Consider the following 14,274-nt stretch of genomic DNA (forward strand, 5'->3'; position numbering starts at 1 on the left):
CGCGTGAAGAAGGGTGCAGATATGGATTTCGGAATGGACGCGACCGTGGAGGTGAGTGCGATCGGACCCGGGGACATCGCCTGGTCGCCCTCGGCAGAACGGATCGCCGACGCCCGGATCAGTGACTTCATCGACTGGCTGCAGGCGACCGGCCGATTCGAGGCCACCTCCTACCAGTCCTTGTGGGACTGGTCGGTGACCAGCCCGGAGGAATTCTGGGCGTCGATGAAGGAATACTTCGGAGTGCGCATGACCGGCGTTGGCCCGGTGCTGGCAACCCGGGAGATGCCCTTTACCGAATGGTTTCCCGGCAGGCGGCTGAACTATGTGGACACGGTGCTGAGCCACGCCCAGTCGTCCCGCCCAGCGATCATCGACGACTCCGAACCAGGCGGGGCCGGGCCGCGGACGGTTTCCTGGACCGAGCTCGCCCGCCAGGTGACCGCGCTGGCGAACTGGCTGCGCGCCCGGGGCGTCGGCGAAGGCGACAGCGTGGTCGGATACCTCCCCAACATCGCCGAGGCAGTCATCGCCTTCCTCGCCACCGCGAGCGTCGGAGCGACCTGGTCGTGCTGCGGACAGGACTATCAACCCGAAGCGGTTGTCGACCGCCTCGGACAGCTCCAACCGGTGGTCCTCGTCACGGCCGACGGTTACCGCTTCGGCGGGCGCGAGGTCGACCGGCTCGCGGCCCTGCCAGCCCTGCAGGCCGGGATGCCGACGCTGCGTGAGGTACTCGTCGTCGGCCGACTTCACTCGGGTACGAGTGTTCCCGCAGGCACCACGCCGTGGGTGGAGGCAGTCACAGGGGATGGGCCGGCCATGACCCCCGCGCACGTGCGGTTCGACCACCCCCTCTGGGTGCTGTTCTCCTCGGGGACGACCGGGAAGCCGAAGGGGTTTGTTCACGGCCACGGTGGAGTCGTGCTCGAGCACCTCAAAGCCCTGGCTCTCCATCTCGACGTGGGGCCTTCCGACACGTACCTCTGGTACACCTCGCCGAGCTGGATGGTCTGGAACTCCCTCGTGAGCGGCCTCCTCGTCGGCGCGACGATCGTCTGCTACGACGGAAGTCCGTCGTACCCGACCGACGACGCGCTGTGGGCGCTCGCAGCTCGGCACAAGATCACCGTGCTGGGCACGAGCCCGGCATACCTCCAGGCCTGCGCCCGAGCGGGCCGGTCACCCGGCACCGACCACGATCTGCGTCGACTGAGGACCCTCGGGGCCACCGGCTCCGTGGTCCCTCCCGAGCTGCACTCCTGGGTCAACGATCACGTCGGCCGCGATGTGCCGCTCGCCTCGGTGACAGGGGGCACCGATGTCGCCAGCGCATTCGCGGGCTTCGTGCCGATCCTGCCGGTGCGGGCCGGAGAGATCACAGCCCCATACCTGGGCGTGGCCCTGGACTCGTGGGACGCCGACGGCCGAAGCCTGCGCGATGCCGTGGGCGAGCTGGTGGTCACCCAGCCGATGCCGTCCATGCCGACCAGATTCTGGAACGACGGCGACGGGGCCCGCTACCGCGAGACCTATTTCGAGAGCTACCCGGGAGTCTGGCGGCATGGTGACTGGGTCACCATCACCGAACGAAACACCGTGATCGTCCACGGACGCTCTGATTCCACGCTGAACCGTAACGGGATCCGGTTCGGTACCGCCGACATCTATCGCGTCGTCGAAGAACTCCCGGAGGTAGCGGAAGCCCTCGTCATCGGGGCGGAGCAGCAGAACGGCGAGTACTGGATGCCGCTGTTCGTCGCACTGTCCGATCACGCCGATCTCGATGACGCGCTCCGCGAGCGCATCATCGGGCGGATCCGCGAGGCAGTCTCGCCCCGCGTCGTACCGGACGACGTGATCGTCGTCAGGGCGATCCCGCACACCCGAACGGGCAAGAAACTCGAAGTCCCGGTCAAGCGCATCCTGCAAGGAAACGACGTCTCCGCGGTCGCCGAAGCACGATCGATCGACGACCCGTCCCTGCTGGAAACCTTTGCCCGCTACGCAGCCACTCGTGCTGCGAACTCACCGTTGCAGGGCGCGTGACCAAGAACGACGACCCGCTGGCCGTGAGCCGGTCGGTTTCGTCACGTCCAGCGAATCGTGGCGGCCATGTACCGGTATTGGGCACGGTCGACCTATGCCCCCGGTAATCGCGCGCTCCTACCGTTGATCTACCGGTGGCGGGCCGCACGTCCCACCCGCAAGCCGTTGACCAAATCACCCAACCTGGAGGTACCTCGTGGATACCAACACCCGCCCGCCCGCCGCAGCCGCCCCGCCGATCCGAGCGACCGTGTACGTCGGTCGCTGGCCCGAGATCCCCGCGGGAGACTGGCCTGATATTCCCCGCGGGACGTTCTCGCCCACCACCGCGACCCTCATCAGCGGTCCGACCGAAGCTGTGCTCATCGACGCCCAGTACCTCGAGGATGACGTCCGGGACCTGGGGGACCTGATCGAGCGCACCGGGAAGCAACTCACGACGATCTACGTGACGCACGCCCACGCCGATCACTACCTGGGCATCGGTCCCCTCATGGAGCGGTTCCCGGACGCGAAGTGCGTTGCACTGCCCCACGTGGTCGAGGCCATGAAGGAATCCATGGAACTGCAGCAACAGCAGTGGGCGATGCTGTTCGGCGACGCCTGCGTCGTCAGTGATGCGCTCCCCGACCCGATCGACGTCAACACGCTCTACGTCGACGGCTCGCCTCTCAACATCGTCGAGGTGAAGCAGGCCGACATCCATCCCACGACGATCGTGCACATCCCGGAGATCGATGTCGTCGTGGCCGGTGACTCCATCTACAACGAGATCCACCCGATGCTCGGCCTGTCGACGCCCGAGGAATGGCAAGACTGGCTCGAGACCGTGGACCTGGTAGAGAAGCTGGCACCCAAGGTGATCGTCGCCGGCCACCGCAGGCCCGACGGCGACGACCACGCCGTCGATTCCATGATCGCCGAAACACGGGCCTACATCCATGACTTCGCCGCTGCCTACGAGGTTGCGGACGATGCGGAGGACCTGGTCCGCATCATGTCGGCGAAGTACCCGGGGCATGGAAACCTCTGGACCTTGCAGTTCTCTGCCATGAACGCGATCCAGCTTCGAGACGCAGGTTCGACCGCGGCGGACATCCGGCCGTAACTACCCGGGCAGGACCCCGCGCCCAGCGAACGCCGCCGCAGCTCGGGACTCGCAGAACAGCGAGCCTCGAGCCTCGACGCGGGTCCCTCCTGCCCCGGCCCATCGCCGCGATGGGTGCAGTTCTAGGCGTTCGGCTCGAGCACCGCCACTCGATACCGCGCGGTGGCAGCGAGACATTGTGCGACTCGCTCACCGCGCAACGGCACCACGGTCGAGTCGTACGTCGCGCCGTGAAACCGGCCGGGCCGAACCGGATGCGTCTCGACGGCCGGCCCAGTCCCGAAGCGGATATCGATGGGATTTCGCGGCCGAGGTAACGGCAAACCGCACGTGGCGGACGTGTACTCGGATTAGGCGCAAGCATCCCTTCAACGGTGTGTCCCACGTCACTACCTTCTTCAACAAGCGTACAAATTTCGGAAGGATCTCCAATGCCACGTGAGGATATTGAATTCTCAGCGGACGATGTCACCTTGCGCGGATGGTTCTATCCCGCGGAAGGAGTCGTTTCCAAGGGCCCAGTGGTGGTGATGGTCCATGGACTGTCCGCCGTCAAGGAAATGTATCTCGACGACTACGCCGAGTCCTTTTCCCAAGCGGGACTGAACGTTCTGGTGTACGACCACCGAAACTTCGGCGCCAGCGACGGCGCTCCGCGCCAGCACATCGATTCGATCACCCAGGCCCGCGACCTTCGCCACGCCATCACGTATGCGACTGGCCGCGAGGACGTCGACCCCGGCCGTGTCGGCATCTGGGGATCCAGCCATGGCGGCGGCCTCGTGCTGAGCGTGGCCGCGGTCGATCGTCGGGTGCGAGCCGTTGTCGCCCAGGTCCCGTTCATCAGCGGGTCCGGCCAGATGACGCGGCTCGTTCGTCCCGACTTCCTGCCAACGGTGCGCGCCCAGCTGGACGGCGAACGACGCAACATATACGACGGCGGGGAGCCCACGCTCATGCCGGCCGTCGACGCCGATCCGCTGGCTCCCGCGCTGATGTCCAGCGCCGAATCCTGGGAGTTCTTCACCAAAACCGCGCAGGACAGGGCTCCGTCCTGGCGCAACGAGGTGACCCTCGGTTCGCTCGAGCGGATCGTCGAGTTCGAGCCCGGCGACGGAATCCACCGGATCTCACCGACCCCACTACTGATGATCGTGGCTGACCAAGACATCAGTGCATACGCAGAACTCGCCTTCGAGGCCTACGAACGGGCCCTGCAGCCCAAGCAGTTGCTCGTACTGCCCTGTGGCCACTTCGACGTCTACACGGGTGCCGCATTCGAGACGACGTCAAAGGCTGCGTGCGACCACTTCGTGCGCGCCCTGGCATAGGACCCGTCCGCGACTACGGGCCCATCAAGAACCTTCGGGCGGGCAACATCAGACCTCAGTTTGATGAGCCCATTCGGACCGCCCGACAGAAGCAATCGCTATCGCGGCACAAATCCCGCCGCACTCATCATCAGGAGGAACCCGCAATGCCGTACTGGGAGATCTTTGCGCCCGAGAACGCCTTCACCCCCGCGGACAAGGAGCAGCTGTCCGAGGCGATCACGTCGATCTACGTGGACTACGTCAACCTGCCACGGTTCTACGTGGTCGTCCTGTTCAAGGACATGCCGAAGGAGACGATGTATGTCGGGGGAAAGGCGAACAACAACTTCGTCCGGATCCGACTCGATCACATCGCCCGGCAGATGGAGACCGCAGAGGTCCGCGCACTGATGATGACGGTGGCCGAGGAGAAGCTCTCGCCCTTCATCAAGGAGCGCGGCTACGACTGGGAGATCCACATCGACGAGACCCCCATGGACCTCTGGCGCACGCAGGGTCTCGTGCCGCCGCCGCCGGAGTCGGACATGGAGAAGCTCTGGGCCAAGGAGAACCGACCCATTCCGTACGACGTCGCTGCCTCGTGACAGAGGATCCCGCGGTACGGCGGCGCTGTGCCCCGGGCCTTGTCGGTCCTCTCATCCCGCGGAACTCGAACTGGCTCAGTACATCGTCTAATGGAAAGGAAGGTGGCCATGCCTGCATCACTCGAAGGTAAGGTCGTGATCGTCACTGGATCGGGCGGCGGAATCGGCGCTGTGATTGCCGCCCGGTTCGCGAAGGAAGGCGCTCGGGTTGTCGTCTCCGATCGACACCGCGGAGCCGCCGAGGCAGTTGTTTCCCGCATCCCCGGCGCGATCGCAATTCCGGCTGATGTGACCCGCGAGCAGGACGTTTCTGCGCTGATAGAACGCACTGTCGAAGAGCATGGGGCTTTGCATCACGTGGTCGCCAACGCTGGGATAATCAGCGCATCGCATCCGATCGCGGAGACGCCGCTCGATGTTTGGCGATCCACCATGTCAGTGAACCTTGACGGTGTCTTCCTGACCATCAAGCACAGCGCGGCGGCTATCGCGAATTCCGGTGGTGGATCGATCCTCACCCTCTCGTCCATTTCGGGGACCGGGGGCACACCTCTCGCGGCGGCTTACGGGGCGTCGAAAGCTGCAGTTCGTAACCTCACCGCAACAGCTGCAGGTGAACTCAGAGCACAGAAAGTCCGAGTTAACGCCCTGGTGCCCGGCTACGTTGATACTCCGCTCATTGAGTCTGAAGTCCCAGTTTGGGAGTCCACCATGGGCCTCGCCTCTGGCGGTTTCGCTCAGGTAATCGACCAGAAGCAGGGGCGGTTGATATCCCCAGAGGATATCGCAGATGCGGCTCTTTTCCTCACTTCGGACCAAGCTTCGATGATCACCGGGAGTGCCTTGACCGTCGACGGTGGTTTCACGAGCCAATTGTTCTGAAAAGTTCACAGGATGGGTTGTGTCACGGGAGTCCAACGTGAGGTCACCATAATTCAATGCCCGGCGAAATACAGCGGACTGCCCGGGAAACCGTTCCCCGGGAACCGCGGCTCGACGGCAGTCCACAGGCGGCGAGACCCTCGACCGCTGACCCCTTCGGCCGAGGGCCGTCACCCGTCGCGCGTGGACCGAGGACGAATGATCGAACCCACCTCCTCGGGCCCCGCGCGGCCCGGCGCGAGATCATCCTCACCCCCTTCGATGAACTCCTTGAACTTCGACATGTCGTGGCGGTGAATTCCCTGCTCTGCCCGGCAATGTTGGGGTGGTGGTGGAATCGATCTGCCGAACCTCCTTCACCCCCTCCAAGAACTGAGGAAACGACAAGGGCACTGGGAATGAGGAATCTGATGCAGATACGCGAGTTGACTGGATAAGGGACTTATCAAATTCTGTCGATCTCATGGCGGGGAGTCGCTCATCGTTTGGGGTGTTTGATCGCGGGGGTAGCTGACCTCGAACCGGAGCGAATCTTGCGGTCCGGCCGCAAGGGTGCCTTGGCGGTGTGGCGTGATGCGGTGGCGTTCAAAACCCTCTACGGAGGGGCCTGCGCCGCAACGAAGTCCGGCACCTGCAGCTGCGTATCACAAATGTCACCGCCTCACCCAATTCACCAGGACCGCAGGTGAATACCCTCGGAGACGGCAGCGGAGGAGCGTTGCCACGAGTGGTCGTATTCGCAGGCCATGCGAATAACCAAATTACTAGTTTACATAATAATTGCTATTGGGCAAATAGAAATTCCTGTCTGCCAGCGCATTTGGAAGGCGACACTGCCGAAATAGTCGTGATCGCCGCAAGGCCGGGACGGGCCGCGTCCAGGACCAGCCCTTCGCGGAGAACGCCTACGAGTTGACCGCTTTCTGCCGGCACGAATGCGCCCGCGACCGTCACGATCGATCTCGGGAACCGCCCACAGGCCGGAGCCGGACCGTCGGCCCGTGTCGGGATCAGTGCCCGGAGTCCGGACCGACAAGGCCCGCGGCACAGCGACGCCGTACCCCGGGATCCTCAGTCACGAGACAGCGACGTCGTACGGAATGGGTCGGTTCTCCTTGGCCCAGAGCTTTTCCATGTCCGACTCCGGCGGCGGCACCAGACCCTGCGTGCGCCCAGAGGTTCATGAGGGTCTCGTCGATGTGGATCTCCCAGTCGTCGCCGCGCTCCTTGATGAAGGGCGCGAGCTTCTCCTCGGCCAATGTCTTGCGTGCATCGCCTAGCAGTGCGGCCCGGTTTGGGTCGCACAGCTAGGACGCGATCCAGGCGGGCGCCTCTAGCCGAATCGGCCAGGGTGTCAATGGTTGAACCGGTCGATGGTATGAACGCCGTCTATTTCGCTTATCCGGTGAATAGCGGAATCGTCCCCGCTGCAGCGAATCTGGCATCGGCAATCCGCGCAGGTGCTGACGTACCGCGTGTTGTTGTCATGTCCATGGCCCCGGCGAGCCCGGATAGTCCGAGTCATCTAGGACGTGCGCAAGCGCTCGCGGAGGAGATTCTGACGTGGAGCGGTCTCGATCCGATCGTTCTGCGGGTGGCCGGGTTCTTCCACGAGAACGTGGAAGTGATGCACGGCGACACCATCAGAGATGCCGGCATAATCCGTAACAACTTCGGTGAGGGATCCGTCCCGTGGATTGGTGCTAGAGATGCTGCCGATGTCGGGGTGGCCGCCATTATCGACCCACAGTTGTTCGGCGGCGGAAATATTCACTATCCACCGGGCGCGGAGTTGTTGAACCATGGGGATATCGCTGCGATTTTGACGACCGAGCTCGAGAAAGAGGTGACGTTCGAGACTGTCGACCGATAGCGGTGGCATGACGAATTGATCGAGCGAGGCAGGTCGGGGAACACTGCCGTCAACGCCGACATGGCGTTGCATATCTCGACTCTCGGTGAAGCCCTGAAGTCGGGAGCCGCGCCGAAAGTCGCGCCTGACACGGGGAGATTGGAAGCGCTGTTGGGCCACCGGCCTCAGACGTTCGCCGAGTACGTTGCCGAAAACCGCTCCATGTTCGTCGCCTAGACGAGGTTAGAACCTCACTTACCCGACGGTGAGGAATCAGTCTGCCTCTACACAGCGCCCCCGTATCGGGGCGCCGGTATGCGCGCGGGCCGCGATGCCGAGTGCACGGTCGGCGAACGTCGTCACGAGCCCGCATTGCACGCCGGGTGCTCGCGCAGTCGAGGTCACCGCGATCACCCATGGCGCGGACGCCTATCGGTCTCCTCGTCTTGACGTCGGGCGGCGACCGTTGCGGCCGCCCGCCGTCACCCGCGACCAAGCAGCTTCCGCATACCCGCGGCGGCACCTTGCACGAGTGTGTCGCGGGGGAATCCGCTCCGCTTCTGGGCTGCTTCGTAGTTGCCGCCCGCCACCCAGACGGGTCCGTCGGCTAGGTGTGCGAGTCCTTCACGCGCGACATCTTCGGGTTCGGCGACGTTCATGCCGGGGAGGTCGAAGTTCAGTCCGGCCCGCACCATCGCGGGGGTGCGGGTGACGCCCAGGACCAGTTCGAGTACGTGGACGCCGAACGGTGCCAGTTCGAGCCACAGGCTTTCCGCGAAGATGCGCCCGAAGGCCTTCGATGCCGCGTAGATGCTCTGGTGTTCGGAACCCATATATCCGGCCAGCGACCCCACCAACATGATGCCACCCCGCCCGCGTTCCTTCATTCTCGCGCCGAAGTGATGCGAAAGCTGCAGTTGCGACGTGATGTTCAGGTCGATGACGCCCTGGAATCCGGTCAGGTCGCCGCTGACGAATTCGTGCCCGTAACCGTTCGCCCCGGCGTTGAAGATCAGCAGGCCCACCTCGATGTCGTCGGTGGCGATGCGGATGCGGTCGAAGGCGTCCGGCGAGAGGAGGTCGAGCGCGAGCGTGCGGACCTCCACACCGTTCGCGCGAACCTTCGCGGCCGTCTCCTCGAGTGGTTCCGGCTTGCGGGCGATGAGCACGAGGCTGATTCCGGCGCGGCTCAGTTCGTCGGCGAAACCTGCGCCGACGCCCTCCGACCCGCCGGCGATCACGGCCCATGGCCCGTACTGGTGGGTGTCGATCATTGAGAGTCCTTTCGAAGGAAGTTCAGGAGACGACGATGGGGGTGGGAACCGGGTCGGGGTCGCGCACCGTGATGTCGCCCCGCTCCGCCGCTCGGACGATGGATGTGGTCAGTGCCTCGCAGCCCTTCCGGGGAGACCCGGGACGGCCGTCGCCGGAGCCGGCGATCTGGTGGCACCGGCCGCGGGCGAGGTCGTCCCACTGCACGGACGTGTGCTCCCAGCTGTTCTTCTGGACCAGCACCCGCGCACCGCACTCAGTGCACTGCAGCGGCTGCATCGGATTCCAGCGCCTTTCGTGCGAGATTGTCTTCCACTTCCTTCTTCCACGACTCCACCGGGCGCGTGGTGTCGAGCTCGAACTCGAACCGTTCGGTCATCTGCGGTGTCACGTTGGCGGCGTCGACGTAGAACTGTTCGTACCACCGGCGCAATTGGTAGACGGGGCCGTCTTCCTCACACAGCAACGGGTTCTCGATGCGGGTCTTGTTCTTCCAGATCTCGATGTCCTGCTCGAATCCCTTGGCGATGAAGGTGCCGAAGTTCTTCGCCATCTCGGTGGCGGCATCACCCTCGAGTTCTTTCGACTTCTTGACGATGATCCCGTACTGCAGCACGAACTCGTCTGCGCTGACCGGATAGTGGCAGTTGATCAGGACGGAGTCGACGTCGTGGGTCTCGTACTGGTAGGTGAGGTCGTCGACCATGAACGACGGGCCGAAATAGGTGGCATCCGAACGACTTCCCACCATCTTGGGTTGTCCGGAGGCGTGCGGGCGCATGTCCTCGCGGGCCTGGCCGCGCATGAACTGGCTGGCGACGTGGCCTTCGAAGACGTTCTTGAAATAGGTGGGGAACGAGTAATGGACGTAGAAGAAGTGCGCCATGTCGACGATGTTGTCCACCACTTCACGACAATTCGTGTTCACCGTGGTGCGGTACCAGAACCAGTCCGTCCAGTCGTCGTCGAGCGCCCCCTCGATTCGGGGAATCGTGACGTCGGCCGGCGGCAGGTTACCCTCCGGGTCGTTCCAGACGAACAGCATTCCGTCCTGATCGAGGGTGTGCCACGAGCGGGTACGAGCCAGCGGCGGTACGCGGCGGGCATACGGGATCTTCTTGCAGCGCCCGTTGCTGCCCCAGCGCCAGTCGTGGAACGGACACGCGACCTCGTCACCCTTGACGGTGCCTTGGCTGAGGTCGCCACCCATGTGCCGGCAGTAGCCGTCGAGTACGGCGAGTTTGCCAGAGCTGTCGGCAAAGACCACCAGTTTGGTGCCGAAGGCCTCGAGGGAATGCGGCTGGCCGTCCCGGAAATCCTGGGACAAACCGAGGCAATGCCAGCCGCGGGCGAATCGGGTCGGTGCAGCGCCCGCAACGATCTCGCGGACCTCGTCTCTGTCGGACTGCTGGGTGCTCACGAAGCGTCCCGTCCTCTCCTGCTCGTTCGTACCTGTGGTGTTCAGCACGCTAGGTCAGTGGGAGGAGGCCGATCCGAGACGTCTCACTGGACGGGACCGGTTGACGTGTGGTGGGTGTGCGCACGCTTCCCGTTGAGCGAGACGGTCGTCCACGGTGCCCCGATCGCGCAATACCCTTCCGCAGATGGTTAACGAGGTGCTGCTGTCGGTCCGTGAATTGCTGCCCATGATCGCAGAGCGCGCCGACAAGGTGGACGAATCGCGACGCGTGTCCGAACAGGTGATCCGCGAACTCGGGGACGCCGGGATGTTCGCAATGCTGCAGCCCAAGCGATACGGGGGTGCGGAGTGCAATCCTGTTCACTTCTACGAGACGGTGCGTGCGATCTCGGGGGTCTGCGGATCGACGGGTTGGCTCGCGTCGGTGCTGGGTGTGCATCCGTGGCACCTGGCGCTGTTCGACGACCGCGCTCAGCGCGACGTGTGGGGCCACGACAATTCGGTGCTGCTGTCGTCCGCGTACGCCCCCGTGGGGCGGCTGACGCCTGTGGACGGCGGCTACCGGCTGTCCGGTGACTGGCACTTCTCCTCGGGTTGCGAGCACGCGTCGTGGGCGCTGCTCGGGGCGATGGTGGTGGGAACGGAAGGTAGGCCGGTCGATTTCCTCACCGCGCTCGTACCGAGGTCGGATTACCGCATCCACGACGTGTGGGACGTGGTCGGTATGCGGGGGACGGCCAGCAACGAGATCACCGTCGACGACTGTTTCGTGCCCGACTACCGGACCAAACGCAACTTCGAGACCGCGCAGTTACGGGGAGCGGGGCAGAAGGTGAACCGGGGACCGCTCTACCGCTTGCCGTTCGCCACCATCTTCACCACGGCCGTCACCGCCCCCGGTGTGGGTGTGGTGGCCGGCTGCTACGAGCGGTTCCTGACGGTGATGCGTGAACGCGTGCGTCTGAGCCTCGGGGGTGGCCGCTTCGTGGAGGACCAGTTCGCCCAGGTGTCGGTGGCCCGGGCGTCGTCCGAGATCGATGCGGCGATCCTGCAGATGGACCGCAACGTCCGTGAGCTGTGGGAGCTCGCGGTCGCGGATGAGGAACTTCCGATGGCGCTGCGGTTGAGAGTCCGTCGCGACCAGGTGCGGGCGACCGAGCGGGCGCTGGACGCGATCGACCTGCTTTTCAAGACTGCCGGGGGCAGCTCGCTGTCTCGGGGCAACGCGATCGAACGGGCCTGGCGCGACGCTCACGCGGGCAGCGTGCATGTGGCCAACGAACCCGAACGCGCCCTCGCACTGTTCGGCAGGGGCGCGTTCGGACTTCCGGTGGAGGACAACCTCGTCTGATCAGTTCCGCATGTGTTGCACTGCCCGATAGGAGAACACCATTGCGGTGCCCAACGGGACCCCGGGGCCGGGATAGAAGCGTCCGCTCAATGACGCGCTGGTGTTCCCTGCCGCGTACAGCCCGTCGATCGGGCTGCCGTCCGCGCGAAGCACGCGGGCATCGGCGTCGGTGCGGACGCCACCCTTCGTGCCGAGGTCGCTGAGGATGATGCGGGCAGCGTAGAACGGCCCCTGTGCGATCGGTCCGAGCGCCGGATTCGGTGGTGCATCGGCACCCGTTCCGGGCGGGCAGAAGAAGGCGTCGTAGGGATCCTCGCCGCGGTGGAACGCCTCGTCGACACCGTGCTTCGCGTAGTCGTTGAACTGTTCGACGCTGCGCCGAAGCGTGTCGGACGGGACGCCGATCTTCTCTGCGAGTTCCTCGATGGTGTCGGCGGTGACCCAGGTGCCCGCCTCGAGGTGTTGCTGCGCCGGAATCGACGGGATGGAGATGGCCGGCAGGACGGGGCCGCCCTCCCTGGAATCGAAGACCAGATAATTGTTCGCACTTCGGTGTTCGATCATCGCGCGGCCGAACTGGTCGTAAGGCAACGACTCGTTGAGGTACCGCTCCCCGGTGTCGTCCACCAGGATTCCGCCTCGCACACCCACCATGAAAGCGCCTGAGCCGTCTGGAAGTTCGACACCCGGGCACCACCAGGCCTCGTCGAGGAGTGCCGTGTCGGCGCCGACCTCCACGGCCGCCGCCAGCAGATCGCCGGTATTCGCCCCCCGCGGTCCCATGCTCCACTCGGCTTTCCCCGGCGTGCCGTTCTCGGTGCGCAGACCGGCGTTGCCCTCGATCCCTCCGGCGGCGAGGAGAACGCCGCGCCGTGCACGTATGCGGATCGTCTGCCCGGCCGCGTCGGTGGCCTCGGCACCCACGACACGACCGTCCTCGACGATCAGTGTGTGGGCCGCCGTCTCGGTGCGGAGCTCCGCATGGCCGGTCCCGTACAACGCCATCAGGAGACGCCCGATCAGCGCGCGGCCGCCGATCAGAGTTCCCTCGGGGTGCGGCTGCCCGGCGCGATCGACGTCGGCCTCCGGACGGATGACCTCACGAAGGTCACCGATCTCGTCACCGGGCAGATCGAGGGGATTGATCGCGCGGCCGGCGTCCATGCGGCCCGGCGCCTTGTAGTAGTCGGGGAAGGGACGCCACTCGAAGTCGAGGTGCGGGTTCTGCTCGAGGAAGTCGACGACCTCAGGGGCGGTGGCGACGTACGCCTCCTGGCGTTCGACCTCGGAGTCGCCGACCACGGCGCGCAGATAGGTGCTAGCCAGCTCGGTGGAGTCGCCGATGCCGGCCCGTTCCTGGACAGCTGTGCCCGGAAGCCAGACGGCGGCGCCCGAGTAGGCGGAGGTGCCGCCGAAGAGTGGAGTCTTCTCGAGGACGAGGGTGCGCATTCCCTGCGCGGCGGCCGTATATGCGCCGGTCAGCGCGCCGCCGCCCGAGCCGACTACAAGAACGTCGCACTCCGTTGTCCAGTCCTGCATCGTCGTGTCCTCCGTTGGGGTGGGTGATGCCTGTGGGTGTTGACTGACGCCCAGTCGTGGCGTCCACGCAATCGCATTCGGGCGACGTAATGCACCGCTGGTCCCACTCACCGGACGCATTTCGGCGCCGCCGCGATCGAATGCCAGAATTGGGCTGGATCCGAGGCTGCTCGGGGAGAAGGGGATCGAGGGTGCCGAGAATCGCGGAGGTCAGGGACGCTGCCGAACCGAGTTCGGAGGAACAGCGGGCGCGCCATGTGCGCATGCTGGAGGCGGCCGCCGAGCTGGCGTCCGAGAAGGAGCTCGCCCGGGTCCAGATGCACGAGGTGGCGAAGCGCGCCGGTGTCGCCATCGGCACGCTGTACCGGTACTTCCCGTCGAAGACGCACCTGTTCGTCGCGGTGATGGTCGACCAGATCGATCAGATGGGCGCCGGATTCTCGAAGGGTGTCGCGTCGGACACCACTCCCCAGGACGCCGTCTACAACGTGCTGGTGCGGGCCACTCGTGGCCTCCTGCGCCGGCCTGCGCTGTCCACGGCGATGATTCAGTCCACCAGCACCGCGAATGTCGCCACCGTCCCGGATGCCGGGAAGGTCGACCGAGCCTTCCGCCAGATCATGCTCGATGCGGCGGGGATCGAAGACCCGACCGAAGGTGATCTGACCGCGCTCCGCCTCGTGGTGCAGCTGTGGTTCGGGGTGGTCCAGTCGTGCCTCAACGGCCGGATCTCGATTCCCGACGCCGAATCGGACATTCGCAAGGGCTGCGACCTGCTGCTCGTCGGTCTTTCCCGCCGCTGATCGTTCTCGGCACAAGGGTCGCGCACTGCCACGCCTAACGGGGTGCAATTCATTCTCGACGCCTCCGCACGGCTACTACG

Annotated in this window: 12 protein-coding genes; 8 read left to right on the forward strand and 4 right to left on the reverse strand. The window is 65.0% G+C overall.

Translation table 11 applies throughout. The features are described 5' to 3' along the window. The first annotated feature begins 21 nt into the window (after positions 1 to 21). The 6 genes from R4P95_RS26640 to R4P95_RS26665 all read left to right on the forward strand — a co-directional run bounded on the left by R4P95_RS26640 (position 22) and on the right by R4P95_RS26665 (position 7,830). Complete coding sequence (locus tag R4P95_RS26640; RefSeq protein ID WP_213575138.1) at positions 22 to 2,049, forward strand: acetoacetate--CoA ligase; 2,028 nt, start codon at positions 22 to 24, stop codon at positions 2,047 to 2,049. A gap of 196 nt (positions 2,050 to 2,245) precedes the next feature. Continuing rightward, positions 2,246 to 3,157, forward strand: coding sequence for an MBL fold metallo-hydrolase (locus tag R4P95_RS26645; protein ID WP_213575136.1), 912 nt, complete (start codon positions 2,246 to 2,248; stop codon positions 3,155 to 3,157). A 431-nt stretch (positions 3,158 to 3,588) separates the two neighbouring features. Then, positions 3,589 to 4,488, forward strand: coding sequence for an alpha/beta hydrolase (locus tag R4P95_RS26650; protein ID WP_213575135.1), 900 nt, complete (start codon positions 3,589 to 3,591; stop codon positions 4,486 to 4,488). Between the two features lie 146 nt (positions 4,489 to 4,634). Continuing rightward, complete coding sequence (locus R4P95_RS26655; RefSeq protein WP_213575133.1) at positions 4,635 to 5,075, forward strand: tautomerase family protein; 441 nt, start codon at positions 4,635 to 4,637, stop codon at positions 5,073 to 5,075. Between the two features lie 108 nt (positions 5,076 to 5,183). Continuing rightward, entirely contained in the window at positions 5,184 to 5,957 is a 774-nt protein-coding gene (locus R4P95_RS26660; protein WP_213575131.1) for an SDR family oxidoreductase, read from the forward strand. A gap of 1,357 nt (positions 5,958 to 7,314) precedes the next feature. Beyond that, on the forward strand, positions 7,315 to 7,830 hold the full coding sequence (locus R4P95_RS26665) for a hypothetical protein (RefSeq protein ID WP_213575129.1): 516 nt from the start codon (positions 7,315 to 7,317) through the stop codon (positions 7,828 to 7,830). Between the two features lie 461 nt (positions 7,831 to 8,291). Here R4P95_RS26665 and R4P95_RS26670 read toward each other — a convergent pair whose 3' ends face one another. From R4P95_RS26670 to R4P95_RS26680, 3 genes are read right to left on the reverse strand one after another with little or no spacing between them, the layout of a single operon-like run. Then, positions 8,292 to 9,083 (reverse strand): SDR family NAD(P)-dependent oxidoreductase, encoded by a 792-nt coding sequence (locus tag R4P95_RS26670; protein WP_317745472.1) that lies wholly within the window; start codon positions 9,081 to 9,083, stop codon positions 8,292 to 8,294. Between the two features lie 22 nt (positions 9,084 to 9,105). Continuing rightward, positions 9,106 to 9,360, reverse strand: a complete 255-nt coding sequence (locus tag R4P95_RS26675; protein ID WP_317745467.1) for a hypothetical protein — start codon at positions 9,358 to 9,360, stop codon at positions 9,106 to 9,108. Beyond that, positions 9,338 to 10,501 (reverse strand): Rieske 2Fe-2S domain-containing protein, encoded by a 1,164-nt coding sequence (locus R4P95_RS26680; protein ID WP_317745462.1) that lies wholly within the window; start codon positions 10,499 to 10,501, stop codon positions 9,338 to 9,340. The genes R4P95_RS26675 and R4P95_RS26680 overlap by 23 nt, the downstream gene beginning before the upstream one ends. 184 nt (positions 10,502 to 10,685) lie before the next feature. Here R4P95_RS26680 and hsaA point away from each other — a divergent pair, with 184 nt between their 5' ends. Then, positions 10,686 to 11,852 carry a 3-hydroxy-9,10-secoandrosta-1,3,5(10)-triene-9,17-dione monooxygenase oxygenase subunit gene (gene hsaA, locus R4P95_RS26685; protein WP_317745459.1) on the forward strand — a complete coding sequence of 389 codons (1,167 nt, stop codon included), beginning with the start codon at positions 10,686 to 10,688 and terminating at the stop codon, positions 11,850 to 11,852. On the opposite strand, the gene R4P95_RS26690 is transcribed toward hsaA, so the two are convergent. Next, on the reverse strand, positions 11,853 to 13,391 hold the full coding sequence (locus tag R4P95_RS26690) for an FAD-dependent oxidoreductase (RefSeq protein WP_317745454.1): 1,539 nt from the start codon (positions 13,389 to 13,391) through the stop codon (positions 11,853 to 11,855). It lies immediately after the preceding gene. A 191-nt stretch (positions 13,392 to 13,582) separates the two neighbouring features. On the opposite strand from R4P95_RS26690, the gene R4P95_RS26695 reads away from it, so the two are divergent. Next, positions 13,583 to 14,194: a TetR family transcriptional regulator gene (locus R4P95_RS26695; RefSeq protein WP_317745448.1), complete on the forward strand. Its 612-nt coding sequence runs from the start codon at positions 13,583 to 13,585 to the stop codon at positions 14,192 to 14,194. Positions 14,195 to 14,274: the final 80 nt, after the last annotated feature.

The sequence above is a fragment of the Rhodococcus sp. IEGM 27 genome (genome assembly GCF_033142305.1).
GTDB classification, from domain to species: Bacteria; Actinomycetota; Actinomycetes; order Mycobacteriales; family Mycobacteriaceae; genus Rhodococcus_F; species Rhodococcus_F oxybenzonivorans.

What these genes read in the sequence shown, in the direction of transcription:
- R4P95_RS26640 (WP_213575138.1), top strand. Translation starts at nt 22, where the DNA reads ATGGATTTCGGAATGGACGCGACCGTGGAGGTGAGTGCGATCGGACCC.
- R4P95_RS26650 (WP_213575135.1), top strand. Translation starts at nt 3,589, where the DNA reads ATGCCACGTGAGGATATTGAATTCTCAGCGGACGATGTCACCTTGCGC.
- R4P95_RS26655 (WP_213575133.1), top strand. Translation starts at nt 4,635, where the DNA reads ATGCCGTACTGGGAGATCTTTGCGCCCGAGAACGCCTTCACCCCCGCG.
- R4P95_RS26660 (WP_213575131.1), top strand. Translation starts at nt 5,184, where the DNA reads ATGCCTGCATCACTCGAAGGTAAGGTCGTGATCGTCACTGGATCGGGC.
- R4P95_RS26665 (WP_213575129.1), top strand. Translation starts at nt 7,315, where the DNA reads ATGGTTGAACCGGTCGATGGTATGAACGCCGTCTATTTCGCTTATCCG.
- R4P95_RS26670 (WP_317745472.1), bottom strand. Translation starts at nt 9,083, where the DNA reads ATGATCGACACCCACCAGTACGGGCCATGGGCCGTGATCGCCGGCGGG.
- R4P95_RS26675 (WP_317745467.1), bottom strand. Translation starts at nt 9,360, where the DNA reads ATGCAGCCGCTGCAGTGCACTGAGTGCGGTGCGCGGGTGCTGGTCCAG.
- hsaA (WP_317745459.1), top strand. Translation starts at nt 10,686, where the DNA reads ATGGTTAACGAGGTGCTGCTGTCGGTCCGTGAATTGCTGCCCATGATC.
- R4P95_RS26690 (WP_317745454.1), bottom strand. Translation starts at nt 13,391, where the DNA reads ATGCAGGACTGGACAACGGAGTGCGACGTTCTTGTAGTCGGCTCGGGC.